Here is an 11,324-nt window from a genome sequence, read left to right on the forward strand (position 1 = left end):
AAAGGGAGCCCTCGGGCTCCCTTCTCCTAATGCGCGCTGTCAGCTTGCATCTTGGCAGGCGGCCTTGCGCTCGCTGCCGTTACACTCCCATGGATCGCCGTCGTCTACGGGGCGGTTTTCGGGCTGTCCGTGCTTTTCCTGATGCTGGCGGGCCCGGCAGATGGCGGCGGTGCCGAGGTAGAGGTGCGCACGGTGGACGCCCGCACCCCGCCGCCGCTCATGGCGCACCTCGTCATCTACGGCGTGGTATTCGGCGTGCTGCATATCCTTGAGGGGCTCATCCAGACGGGGCCCTTCAGCATCAACCTGGGCGTGTTCTTCGGCTGCGTGGTGACCATCGCCTTGCTGGCGGTGCTGTTCTTCGCCATGGGCAACAACCACGAGCTGTGGTCGAAGATGCGCTCGATGGTGTTTCCCCTGGCCCTGGTTGGCTATCTGCTCATCCCATTTGCCTCCAACAGCGATTTCGCCCTGGCGTTCACCGAGGCAGGCAACCTGCTCTACCTGGCTTTCCTGTTCCTGGGCTGCTGCGCGCTGGCCCATCGGACGGCCGTGGACATGCGGCTTGTCGTGTCCCGGGCGCTTCTCTACAACGGCCTGGGCACCATCGCGGGTGTGCTGTTCGCGATGAACTTCGTACAGAACTTCGCCCCGGGCACCCAGAACTACTTCGCCCTGTCCGTGGCGGTGACCGCGCTTCTGACGGCGGCGACGTTTTGGGTGGGCACTGACGAGCAGATCCGCAAGATCTGGGGCCTGCGGCGAAAGCTGTCGGCCAAGCACTACAACGACCTGGTGACCAAGGCGCGGGTTCGCAAGCTGACGGCGGAGTGCGACCTTACGCCGCGCGAGTCGGACATCTTGCTGCTCATCGCCCAGGGTCGCCGCGCTCCGGAGATGACCGATGCCCTGGGCGTGTCCATGGGCACCGTGCGCACCCATGTGAAGCACCTGTACGCCAAGTTGGACGTGCATTCCTACGCGGAGGCCGTGCGGGCGCTCGAGGAGGTGTCCCTGGACGAGGGCGAGCTGCAGGAATAGCTTCCGGCGGCGTCTTACGGAAGCGCATCGCCCCAAGCGCTCCTTGCCTGGGGGGCGGAGCGCGGGACCCGGGCATGCAGCAAGGCGCCGCAAGAAGCTCGCGCGTGCAAAATGTTGCAGAACGTTACGGTTCAAAAACCGATAGGGCACGGTGGTCGAAGGCCTGATGGGGCCAAGGATAATGAGCGCATCGCAAAGAGCTTTCCGGCGGTTGCCGAGGATGCGCATGCGCCCCGATGCCGAGAGGAGCGGCCCGGTGCGCAAGGGGATGGCGCAGGTGTCGGGAAGCAGGGGAGCAAGGGGGTGCGTCATGGGACCGCTCGAGTCGCCCAACGACCAGCTTGTAGCCAGGTTGCTGCTGCAGGCAGCGCAAACCGTGCTGCCCGACGAGCCCTTCTCGCAGGATGCGCCGACGAGCTGCCCCGGCAAAGCCCCTCGCAGGCGGCCGCTTCCGGGGGACGGCGACGGTTCGCTGGCTGGCCGCCCTCGGCAGTGCCCCATCCGCGTGGTGCTGGTATGCGGTCCGCCCCGATCGGGCAAGAGCACCTACATCGTCGAGACGTTCGACGGGGTGGTGGAACCGCTGCCGTTCGAAACAGTCACCTACCGCAACTTCCTCTCCAACGACGCCTACCCGCGCGTCATGCCGCCGCGGCGCCGGGAGATGATTGCGCTGGCCATCTTCCAGGAGTTCACCGAGAACGCCATCAGGCGCTGCCAAATCCATGCGGCTGAAGCCATGGGGGCGTCTGCCGAGGGCGCGCCGCACGATCCGGTGGTGGTCATGGAGGGTCCGTTCTACTACCGCAGCTTCAGGCATGTAGTGGCCGACGGGCTGCGCGGGGTGCTGCGCGAATGCGACGCGCTGGAATGCCGTTGGGTCGGTTACCCTCGGGTTGTGAGCGATGCGGTGCGTCGCGCGGGCTATGATACGTTCAAGCACTGCGCCGGTCGGCTGCAGGTCCCCTCGGTGGAGGAGGGCTTCGACGAGCTGCGGGTGCTCGCGGTTCCGCAGCGACCGATCCGCGACGATCTTCGCTTGCGGGTTGATGCGCTGAACGGGCGCGATGCGGTGACGGAGCACAACCTGCTCTGCCGTCCCGACCTGTCGGCCGACGAGCTGTGTCGATCCGATTCCGCGCGGCCGCTTTGCGCCGTGTCCGACCTGGAGGGAAGGAAGCTTTGTGGAGCGAGAGCCTAGCGCGAAGGAGCTGCAGCGCTACGAGTCGGTGCGCGAGCGTTGGGAAGAGGTGTGCAGCCGCTGCGGGCGGTGCTGCTTCGAGCGCGAGCTGGGCGACGACGGCGAGGTGCTGGTGGATTACGCATCGCCCTGCCGCTTCTTCGACATGGGGACGCATCTGTGCCGCGTGTACAAGGACCGCTTCCGGAAAAACGAGCGCTGCGCGAAGGTGACGCTTCGGGTGGCTCTGTTCGACGAGCTGCTCCCCGAGGAATGCGCCTATCGGCGGCTGCTTCGCGAAGAGTCGGACGGGACGGCGGCGCTGTAGCTGCGCGCAGCTGCGAGCAGAGGCGGCTTGCAGCTGACCTGAAACGTCACCATATCGAAAGCGTCATCTGTGGCCGATGGGCTATACTGGGGCAAAGGCGAAGCTGCGGTCTTCGCGATGGTGCCGACGAGAGGAGCGGTCATGGCTGCGAACAAGATCCTGGTTGCCTACGACGAGTCGGAAGTGGCCACCCGTGCATTGAAGATGGCGGCCGACCTGGCTGTTCACAATCCGGAAGCCCATGTGGACGTGGTGTACGTGATCCCCATCCCGCTTCTGGACGAATCCCAGATGCAAAGCTTCCAGGACATCCTGGACATGATGATCTCCGACGGCGAGGATTTGTTGGCCGACGCCGTGAAGACCATGGGCGAGGCACTGGAGCCCCGCACCGACTCGCTGCTGCTCACGGGCACGAATCCCGCCAGCGAGATCCTGAAGCTGCTCGATCAGCGCGACTACGATTTGGTGGTGCTGGGAAGCCGCGGCCTGTCCGGCTTGAAGGAGTACATCGGCAGCGTGTCCCATAAGGTCATCCACGGCTCGAAGGTGCCCGTGCTGGTGGTGAAGTAGCCGCCGGCAGCTATGGGCGGTCGCTGGCGCCGCTCTCGTCTATTTTTGTGGAGGGCGCGCGCGGCCCTTGACCGCGACGTAGCGTCGCCCGATACACTCTTCGGCACGCACGGCGGCTTTTGGCGGGCTGCCGACACGATCGAGGGGGAGTACCATGCGCTACGTCTACGCCGCCCTTGGGCTGTTCTTCTTCGCGCTGGGCGCCGTAGGGGCCCTGCTGCCCGTGCTGCCCACCACGCCGTTTCTGCTGCTGGCTTCGTTCTTCTTCCTGCGCAGCTCCAAGCGGCTCAACGACTGGTTCGTGGGCACGAAGCTGTACAAGCGCTACCTTTCCAACTACATGGACAAGCGCCAGATGACCGTGCGCGCGAAGCTTCTGTGCGCCTGTCCCGGCGTGGTCATCATGTCGGTGCTGGCCGTGGTTTTGCCGCAGTGGTGGGCCAAGGCGCTGCTTGTCGGGCTCACCCTGTTCGAGATCTGGTTCTTCGTCACTCGCATCAAGACGGTTTCGGTGGAGGAGGCGCGCCAGTACGGCCAGATGCGCAGCGGCGAGCCGGGTGATTTGGAGCCTACGGGGGAATAGGTCGGCCGGCCGCGTGCTCGTCGGCGCTTTGGGGTATCATGGGCACCGCTGTCCGGTTGGCGATGCTGCCGTGCCCGGACGCGTCGTGCACCCGAACGCGTTGCGCGGGTGCGCTCCGCACGCTTGCGACCGAGAAAGAAGAGACCCCATGGCCTTCGAGTACGAGCACCTCATCATCGATTTGCCTGACTATCCGGTTCCCGGAGTGGTGTTCAAGGACATCACGCCGGTGGTGGCGGACCCCCAGGCCTTCGCGTCCACCATCGACGGCATAGCCGACCATTTCATCGGCAAGGGCATCACAAAGGTCATAGGCGCCGAGGCCCGCGGGTTCATCGTGGGCGCTCCTGTGGCGGCCCGCCTGGGTGCCGGATTCATTCCCGCGCGCAAGCCGGGCAAGCTTCCCCGGGCCACCTACCGCGCCGACTACCAGCTGGAATACGGCTCCGACGCCTTGGAAATCCATCAGGACGCCTTGAGCCCCGACGACGTCGTGCTCATCGTGGACGACTTGGTGGCAACCGGCGGCACCGTGCGCGCCCTGGTGAAGCTGGTGCAGGAGACCGGTGCCACCTTGGCGGGCATGGGCTTTCTGCTGGAGCTTGCCTTCCTGAACCCGCGCAAGGTCATCGCCGAAGAGACCGACGCCGAGGTGTTCTCGCTGGTGCAGGCGTCCTAGGACGCCTCCCGTGGCGGCGACGTCGTGCGCAGGAGGCGGTGATCTATGGTTGAATATGTGACAAGCTTAGATGATGCGCGCCTGGATGCTTACGCGCGCCTGACCGACGTGCAGCTGCGCAGCCGGCTGGAACCGGAGCGCGCGCTGTTCATCGCCGAGTCCGACAAGGTGATAGCCCGGGCGATCGCTGCCGGATTCGAGCCGTTGTCGCTGCTGGTGAGCACCGAGCTTCTGCGGTCTGCGGCGGTGGAGGGGCTGGTGCGCGCCGTGGAGGCCGGCTATCCGCAGGCAAGCGTGCTGGCAGCGCCCGCCGAAGAGCTGCGGCGACTGACCGGGTTCAACCTGACCCGCGGCGCCTTGGCGGCCTTCCGGCGTCCTGCTTTGCCGAGCGCGGCCGACGTGCTGGCCGGCGCGCGGCGCGTGGCGGTGCTCGAGGACATCACGAACCACACGAACGTAGGGGCCATCTTCCGCAGCGCCGCCGCCTTGGGCGTGGACGCGGTGCTGGTGACGCCGGGCTGCTACGATCCGCTGTACCGCCGGGCCATTCGCGTGTCCATGGGCACGGTCTTCCAGGTCCCCTGGGCCCGCATCGGCGACGACGCCCCGGCGACGAAGGGGGCGCACGGCAACGTCTGCCGTCAGGGCGGATGGGCGGCTACCGGCATGCCGCTTCTACATAAGGCCGGCTTCGCGGTGGCCGCCATGGCGCTTTCCGATAAGTCCGTGGCGCTGGACGATCCGGCGCTTGCGGCCGAGGAACGACTGGCCGTGGTGCTCGGCACCGAAGGGGAAGGGCTGTCGGCGAGCACCATCGAGCAGGCGGATTACGTGGTGCGCATCCCCATGGCCCACGGTGTGGATTCGCTCAACGTGGCAGCCGCCAGCGCCGTGGCCTTTTGGGAGCTGCGGGCGCGCTGAGGCGGTGATTCGGCGGGGATGCGGCCGGCGGGCGAGCGGGCCTAGTGCCGGCGGTTCGTTGCCGCCATCCATGCGAAGGCGGTTCCCATGAGCACAAGCCCGAAGGCGTCGAACTGGATGAAGCGCACCACGCTTGCGGTCAGAACGTCGTAGCCGGCGGGCAGCTGCAGCAGGATGACCGTCTCGCCCACAAGCCCCACCGCCTGCTGCACCAGCACCACCACGGCCAGGGAGAAGAAGCGCTTCGGGCTAGCGATGACGGCAGGGTAGGTGCAGTTCCACATGAGGAAGGCCACGCCGATGCCCTGGACGGCGGCCAGCCCCGCGCTGCCCGCCCCTTGCAGCTGGTAGGCGCCCACGAAGCTCTGCGGGTCCGCGGCGAAGGAAAGCGCGCACTGCACGTTCACCGCGAACACCAGGAGGTAGGCCAGGCGCACCGCCCACTGCGAGGCTGCGGCTTGGCTGCGGCGGCGCGGTGGGCGGCCGTTGTCAGAGGCGGTCAGTTTCGAGTCCATGGGCGTTCCTTAAGGTGGCGCGGCGCAAGTGCGTTCGTGCCCTATACTAGCAGAAGCATCGGTGTGCGGGGGAGCCTGCGGGCCCCGTTGGCGAAACGGAAGGAAGCGTTATGACGCACGTTGGTATATCGAGCGCGGAAGCCGCCACTTTGCCCGAGAGCGGTCTGTCGGCCTTGGAGCGGGCGGCGAACCCCGTAGCCCATCCAGCCTTCGACCAGTTCGTGGCCACGGTGTCGGCGCTGCGGGCTCCGGACGGCTGCCCGTGGGACCGCGAGCAGACCCACAGCTCCATCGCCCACAACATGATTGAGGAAGCCTACGAGGCGGTGGACACCATCGAAGCGGGGGATACGGCCCATCTGCGCGAAGAGCTGGGAGACGTGCTTTTGCAGGTGGTGCTGCACAGCCAGATTGCCGCCGATGCGGGCGAGTTCACCATCGACGACGTGGCGCAAGAGGTCAACGACAAGCTGGTGCGCCGCCATCCCCACGTGTTCGGCCAGGTGCAGGCCGGAAGCGCCGCCGAAGTGTTGGACCTGTGGGACCAGGTGAAGCTGGCAGAGCGCATTGGCGAGGAAGGGGAGCAAGGCGAGCAGAGCGCGCCGGCGTCCGGTCTGCTCGACGCCGTGCCCACCAGTTTCCCCGCGCTCATGCAGGCGCAGAAGATCTCGCGCAAGGCGGCGTCGGCCGGCTTCGAGTGGGATACCGTCGCCGACATCTGGAAGAAGGTGCACGAGGAGGCCGCCGAGCTGCAGGCCGCCTACGATGCTGCGCCCAAGGCGTCAAACGGCAAGATGGATGCGGGCGGCACGTGGCCCGACGGAAGCGCAGCTGGCCAGACGCCCGAGGACGAGCAGGCGGCGGCGCAGGCCATCGCCGCAGCGGAGCTTGAGTTCGGCGACGTGCTGTTCAGCCTGGTGAACGTGGCTCGGCGCATGGGCATCGACGCCGAAAGCGCTTTGCGCGCCACCTGCCGCAAGTTCCGCAGCCGCTGGGAGGCCATGGAAGCTGCCGCCCGCGCCCGGGGTCGCGCCCTGGAAGACCTCACTACTGCCGAGCAAAACGAGCTCTGGGACGCGGTGAAGGCAGGGGAGTAAGGGCGTCCGGGCCGCACCCCGTCGCGCGCCCGAACGGTTCGCAGCCCGCATTATCGGCATGTTGGTGCAGAAAAACGCACGAACATGCCGATAATGCGGGCTGCTCGGTTGACTGGGGAGGGGTGCAGCCTACTCGAAGTGCTCGGCGGCCACCTTCAGCTGGTCGATGATGTCGATGCTCTGGGGGCACATGGCCTCGCAGGCGCCGCATTCGATGCACTTCGACGCGGGGCCGGCGGCCGCCTGCCAGGAATACAACCCCTTCGCGAAGTTGCGGTCGCCGGTCTGCAGCTCAAGGTTCACCAGGTTCAGGATGTCGGGGATGACCACGCCCTCGGGACAGCCCTTCACGCAGTAGCGGCAGGCGGTGCAGGGAATCTGGGCCATGGTCTTCAGCCGGGCGAGCGCTTCGCCAAGGGCTGCACGCTCGCTGTCGGAGAACAGCCCCGCCTCCTTCCATTCGCTGGTGTTCTGCTGAACCTGCTCCAAGGTGGACATGCCCGAAAGCGTGGCGATGGTGCCCGGCAGTTCGTAGCAGAAGCGGTAGGCCCACGACGCCTGGGACAGGTCGGGACGCGCCTGCTCAAGGATGGCGGCCACGTCGTCGGGAAGGCTGGCCAAACGGCCGCCGCGGCACGGCTCCATGATGACCACAGGTACCCCGTGCTTGGCGGCTACCTCCATGCAACGTTGCGACTGCGTCACCGGGTTGTCCCAGTCCAGGTAGTTCACCTGCAGCTGCACGAAGTCCATGTCGGGGTGAGCGGTGAGCAGCACGTCCAGCGTGTCGGCGTCGTCGTGCATGGAAAAGCCCACGTGCCGAATGCGCCCGGCGGCCTTCTGCTCCTTGGCGAAGTTCCACATGTCGTAAGCGTCGAACACCGCGGTGCGCGCGCCGCCCACGTTGTGCAGTAGGTAGAAGTCCACGTAGTCGGTGCCCAGGCGCTCAAGCGACTCGGACAGGCACGACTGGGCGACCTCCTTGCTGGGGCAGGCCCAGGCAAGGCATTTCGTGGCAATGGTGAAGCTCTCGCGCGGGTGGCGCTTTACCAGGGCCTCGCGCAGGGCCGTCTCGGAAGCGCCCTCGTGGTAGACATAGGCGGTGTCGAAGTAGGTGCCTCCGGCCTCCAGGAACACGTCCACCATTTGCTTGAACTGGTCAAGATCGATGCTGGTCTGGTCGGCGGGGTCCAGAAGTGGCAGGCGCATGCAGCCGAACCCGAGCTTGGGGGTGGAAAGCAGGCTAGAGGCCATGGGGTATCCTTTCGCTGGCGATAACGTCTTTGCGAAACGGGATTATAGCCATTCAAGTGAGCTTTAAGTCAACGCTTTCCGTACGGGGCGCTGGGAGCGGGGAAGGAGAGGGTGCGGAATGAGGGACGAGTTGAGGAAATGAGGTGGGGAAGGAGGAGCGAGGGAGGGATAGATGGGAGGAGGAAAAAAAGAGGAAGGGACTCGGATTGCCCGAGGGTGATGGGCAAGGCCCGCCCCGATGCAATCATAAAATTGTTACTCTCGTGCTTGCAATTATGGAGATAGCGCGGCTGCGCTGTGCTACACTGGCACCCGTTGTGCAACAGATAAGAGAGGAGGTAACGATATGGAGTTCCTGTCCGATCCGGTGCTGCTGGCGCGATTGCAGTTCGCGGCAACGGCGGCCTACCACTTCATCTTCGTTCCGCTGACCATCGGGTTGGGCCTCATCATGGCGATCAACGCCACCAGGTCCTTCCGATCGCGAGCCCCCGAGGATGAGGCGGCCACAGTGTTCTGGGTGAAGATCTTCACCGCGACGTTCGTTCTCGGCGTAGCGACGGGCATCACGATGGAGTTCTCCTTCGGAACCAACTGGGCCGACTACTCGCGGTTCGTGGGCGACATCTTCGGCGCGCCGCTTGCCGCCGAGGCACTGCTGGCGTTCTTCCTGGAATCCAGCTTCCTGGGCGTGCTTCTGTTCGGCCGAGGGAAGGTTTCGCCGAAGCTGTACTGCGCTTCTGCGTGGCTGGTGTGGTTCGGCTCGGCCCTGTCGGCCCTGTGGATCCTCATCGCCAACTCCTGGATGCAGACGCCCGCGGGTGCCGAGCTGTCCGCCGACGGCACCTCCGCCGTGCTGACCGACTTTCTGGCCGCGGCGCTGAACCCCTCGCTGGTTCCCCGCTACGGGCACACGGTGCTGGCGCTGCTGGTCATGGGCGCCTTCGTGGCCATGGCCGTGGCGGGCTGGTACATGCTGAAGGGCCGTCATGCGCAGTTCGCCGCGAAGACCATGCGCTTGGGCGTGGTGGTGGCCATCGTTTCCACGGCGGTGCTTCTGGGCACGGCCCATTCGTCGGCGGTGGTGGTGAGCGAGGAGCAGCCTTCGAAGCTTGCCATGATGGAGGGCATGTACGACTCCGAAGTGCCGCCCCTGTATGCCTTCGGTTGGGTGGACGAGCAGTCCCAGGAGGTCGTCACTCCCTTCTCCATCCCCGGTGGCACCAGTTTCCTGGCTACGGGTACGTGGGACACCGAGTTCCCGGGCCTCAACGAGCTGGCGCAGACCGAGCAGTTTGCAGGCCTTGACCCGGCCACGGCTCCGGTGAACTTCGTGTTCCAGACCTACCACCTGATGGTGGCCATGTTCGGCGCCATCTGCCTGATCTGCCTGCTGGCGCTCATCTTCACCTTCCGCAAGGGCAAGATCGTGAAGATGCGCTGGCTGCAGTGGCTGTGCGTCATCAGCCCAGTGTTTCCCTTCATCGCCATCCAGGCCGGCTGGTTCACGGCCGAGGTAGGGCGTCAGCCGTGGGTGGTGTATCCGTCCATGACCAGCCCCGACGGCGTATCCCTGCTTGTGCAGGACGGCGTGTCCGCTTCGGTCTCCAACGTGGAGGTTGCCATCACGCTCATCCTGTTCCTGGCGGTGTACCTGTTCTTGCTGATAGCCTGGGCTCGCACCATCGGCCGCTTCATCAAGGAGGGACCTGCGATCAAGGGCGCCCCCGAGGCGGGCGCGGTGGCCGTCGAAGAGGTGCTCGTGGTTGACAAGGGGGCTGCGGCCGCCCCGGTTGCGGACGCTTCCCGGAAAGGCGGTGAGTAGCCATGGAAATCACGGTGCTGCAAGGGCTTTGGTTCCTGCTCATCTTCGTGCTGATCGCCGGTTACTTCGTGCTGGACGGGTTCGACCTGGGCGCGGGCATCCTGTACCCCTTCGTCGCCAAGACCGACGAGGACAAGGCCGTGGTCCGTACGAGCATCGGGCCTGTGTGGGATGCCAACGAGGTGTGGCTGCTGACGGCCGGCGGTGCGCTGTTCGCGGCGTTTCCCGACGCCTACGCCACCACGTTCTCCGGCTTCTACCTGGCGGTTATGCTGGTGCTGTTCTCGCTGATCGTGCGCGCGGTGGCCGTTGAGTACGCCGGCATCGACCGCAAGTGGCGCAAGGTGTGGAACGCGCTGTTCTTCGTGGGTTCGCTGCTGCCGGCGTTGCTTTTGGGCGTGGCCGTGGGCAACATCTACGCCGGCATTCCGCTAGATGCGGCCGGCAATTACGCGGGCATCCCGCTGCTGGGGCTCATCACGCCCTTCACCCTGCTCACGGGCGTGTTGTCCCTGGTCATGTTCGTGGCGGCCGGTGCCTGCTGGCTGTCGCTTAAAGCCCCGCTGGGGTCGAGCGTGCGTGATAGCGCTGCGGCCCTGCGCCGCCCGCTGCTCGTTGCGGTGCTGGTGCTGTTCGTGCTGGAGTCGGTCATGGGCCACTTCGTCGTGCAGCCGGACATGTTCGCCGGCCTGACGGCGGTTCGCTGGATCCTGGCCATCCTGGTGGTGTTGGCTATTGTGGGCGCGGCGTTCTTCTGCGCCAAGGGCGGTCGCGACGGGCTGGTTTCGGGCGGCCTTTCCGCTGCCCAGGCTGCGGCGGTGACGAAGTCGGACCTGGCGGCGTTTCTGTGCCAGGCGGCGGGGTGCTTCCTGCTGGTCATGTTGCTTGCCGCTTCCATGTTCCCGAACCTGGTGGTGGCCTCCGCCGGCAGTGTCGGCGCCAGCATCACGGCCATGACCGCCGGCTCCTCCGAGCTCACCTTGGGCTGGATGACCGGCATCACCTGCGTTGGTCTGCCCCTGGTGCTCGTGTACCATGTAGTCATCTACCGGACGTTCCGAGGCCGGGTTGATTTGGCGAAGGTGCATTACTAGGCACAGTCGTCGGCCTGGGTTTCGGATCGGATTCGAATTCCAATCGGGCGGGTGCGGCTATGCCGCTGCACCCGCTTTCTTAAGGTATTTGCAGAGGGCGCTCCGATTCTGTGGTCGGGGCGCCTTCTGCTAGAATTCCCCTTGCAAAAACCCTCTTGGGGGGTGTTCCTATAGTTTTGTCAACTGATTTCCTGGATTGATTTTCGCCAAGAAGGCAATGCTAGCGCGGGGCCC

Annotated in this window: 12 protein-coding genes; 10 read left to right on the forward strand and 2 right to left on the reverse strand. The window is 65.7% G+C overall.

The window, feature by feature from the left end; translation table 11 throughout:
• Nucleotides 1–51 precede the first annotated feature (51 nt).
• The 7 genes from NFR41_RS05135 to NFR41_RS05165 all read left to right on the forward strand — a co-directional run bounded on the left by NFR41_RS05135 (nucleotide 52) and on the right by NFR41_RS05165 (nucleotide 5,305).
• Entirely contained in the window at nucleotides 52–1,041 is a 990-nt protein-coding gene (locus NFR41_RS05135) for a helix-turn-helix transcriptional regulator (protein WP_251230970.1), read from the forward strand.
• Between the two features lie 310 nt (nucleotides 1,042–1,351).
• The gene (locus NFR41_RS05140) at nucleotides 1,352–2,242 is read left to right on the forward strand and encodes a hypothetical protein (protein WP_251230971.1); all 891 of its coding nucleotides are present in this window, start codon (nucleotides 1,352–1,354) and stop codon (nucleotides 2,240–2,242) included.
• Nucleotides 2,226–2,549, forward strand: coding sequence for a CxxCxxCC domain-containing protein (locus tag NFR41_RS05145; RefSeq protein ID WP_251230972.1), 324 nt, complete (start codon nucleotides 2,226–2,228; stop codon nucleotides 2,547–2,549). The genes NFR41_RS05140 and NFR41_RS05145 overlap by 17 nt, the downstream gene beginning before the upstream one ends.
• A 141-nt stretch (nucleotides 2,550–2,690) precedes the next feature.
• Nucleotides 2,691–3,122 (forward strand): universal stress protein, encoded by a 432-nt coding sequence (locus NFR41_RS05150; RefSeq protein ID WP_160213576.1) that lies wholly within the window; start codon nucleotides 2,691–2,693, stop codon nucleotides 3,120–3,122.
• 154 nt (nucleotides 3,123–3,276) lie between these two features.
• Nucleotides 3,277–3,705, forward strand: a complete 429-nt coding sequence (locus tag NFR41_RS05155) for a YbaN family protein (RefSeq protein ID WP_251230973.1) — start codon at nucleotides 3,277–3,279, stop codon at nucleotides 3,703–3,705.
• A gap of 148 nt (nucleotides 3,706–3,853) precedes the next feature.
• On the forward strand, nucleotides 3,854–4,384 hold the full coding sequence (locus tag NFR41_RS05160; protein ID WP_160213578.1) for an adenine phosphoribosyltransferase: 531 nt from the start codon (nucleotides 3,854–3,856) through the stop codon (nucleotides 4,382–4,384).
• Between the two features lie 45 nt (nucleotides 4,385–4,429).
• Nucleotides 4,430–5,305: a TrmH family RNA methyltransferase gene (locus tag NFR41_RS05165; RefSeq protein ID WP_251230974.1), complete on the forward strand. Its 876-nt coding sequence runs from the start codon at nucleotides 4,430–4,432 to the stop codon at nucleotides 5,303–5,305.
• A 41-nt stretch (nucleotides 5,306–5,346) separates the two neighbouring features.
• Here the strand turns inward: NFR41_RS05165 and NFR41_RS05170 are convergent, their stop codons facing one another.
• Nucleotides 5,347–5,820, reverse strand: a complete 474-nt coding sequence (locus NFR41_RS05170; protein WP_251230975.1) for a hypothetical protein — start codon at nucleotides 5,818–5,820, stop codon at nucleotides 5,347–5,349.
• Between the two features lie 110 nt (nucleotides 5,821–5,930).
• Here NFR41_RS05170 and mazG point away from each other — a divergent pair, with 110 nt between their 5' ends.
• On the forward strand, nucleotides 5,931–6,917 hold the full coding sequence (gene mazG / locus NFR41_RS05175) for a nucleoside triphosphate pyrophosphohydrolase (RefSeq protein ID WP_251230976.1): 987 nt from the start codon (nucleotides 5,931–5,933) through the stop codon (nucleotides 6,915–6,917).
• A 129-nt stretch (nucleotides 6,918–7,046) separates the two neighbouring features.
• Here the strand turns inward: mazG and NFR41_RS05180 are convergent, their stop codons facing one another.
• Entirely contained in the window at nucleotides 7,047–8,171 is a 1,125-nt protein-coding gene (locus NFR41_RS05180; RefSeq protein WP_251230977.1) for an aldo/keto reductase, read from the reverse strand.
• A 346-nt stretch (nucleotides 8,172–8,517) separates the two neighbouring features.
• Here NFR41_RS05180 and NFR41_RS05185 point away from each other — a divergent pair, with 346 nt between their 5' ends.
• Nucleotides 8,518–9,996, forward strand: a complete 1,479-nt coding sequence (locus NFR41_RS05185; RefSeq protein ID WP_251230978.1) for a cytochrome ubiquinol oxidase subunit I — start codon at nucleotides 8,518–8,520, stop codon at nucleotides 9,994–9,996.
• Nucleotides 9,997–9,998: 2 nt separating this feature from the next.
• A complete protein-coding gene (gene cydB, locus NFR41_RS05190; protein WP_251230979.1) occupies nucleotides 9,999–11,090 on the forward strand; it encodes a cytochrome d ubiquinol oxidase subunit II in 1,092 nt (363 codons plus the stop codon).
• Nucleotides 11,091–11,324: the final 234 nt, after the last annotated feature.

The sequence above is a fragment of the Adlercreutzia aquisgranensis genome, assembly GCF_943193145.1.
Taxonomy (GTDB): Bacteria; Actinomycetota; Coriobacteriia; order Coriobacteriales; family Eggerthellaceae; genus Xiamenia; species Xiamenia aquisgranensis.

What these genes read in the sequence shown, in the direction of transcription:
- mazG (WP_251230976.1), top strand. Translation starts at nt 5,931, where the DNA reads ATGACGCACGTTGGTATATCGAGCGCGGAAGCCGCCACTTTGCCCGAG.
- cydB (WP_251230979.1), top strand. Translation starts at nt 9,999, where the DNA reads ATGGAAATCACGGTGCTGCAAGGGCTTTGGTTCCTGCTCATCTTCGTG.
- NFR41_RS05185 (WP_251230978.1), top strand. Translation starts at nt 8,518, where the DNA reads ATGGAGTTCCTGTCCGATCCGGTGCTGCTGGCGCGATTGCAGTTCGCG.
- NFR41_RS05150 (WP_160213576.1), top strand. Translation starts at nt 2,691, where the DNA reads ATGGCTGCGAACAAGATCCTGGTTGCCTACGACGAGTCGGAAGTGGCC.
- NFR41_RS05155 (WP_251230973.1), top strand. Translation starts at nt 3,277, where the DNA reads ATGCGCTACGTCTACGCCGCCCTTGGGCTGTTCTTCTTCGCGCTGGGC.
- NFR41_RS05170 (WP_251230975.1), bottom strand. Translation starts at nt 5,820, where the DNA reads ATGGACTCGAAACTGACCGCCTCTGACAACGGCCGCCCACCGCGCCGC.
- NFR41_RS05165 (WP_251230974.1), top strand. Translation starts at nt 4,430, where the DNA reads ATGGTTGAATATGTGACAAGCTTAGATGATGCGCGCCTGGATGCTTAC.
- NFR41_RS05180 (WP_251230977.1), bottom strand. Translation starts at nt 8,171, where the DNA reads ATGGCCTCTAGCCTGCTTTCCACCCCCAAGCTCGGGTTCGGCTGCATG.
- NFR41_RS05160 (WP_160213578.1), top strand. Translation starts at nt 3,854, where the DNA reads ATGGCCTTCGAGTACGAGCACCTCATCATCGATTTGCCTGACTATCCG.
- NFR41_RS05140 (WP_251230971.1), top strand. Translation starts at nt 1,352, where the DNA reads ATGGGACCGCTCGAGTCGCCCAACGACCAGCTTGTAGCCAGGTTGCTG.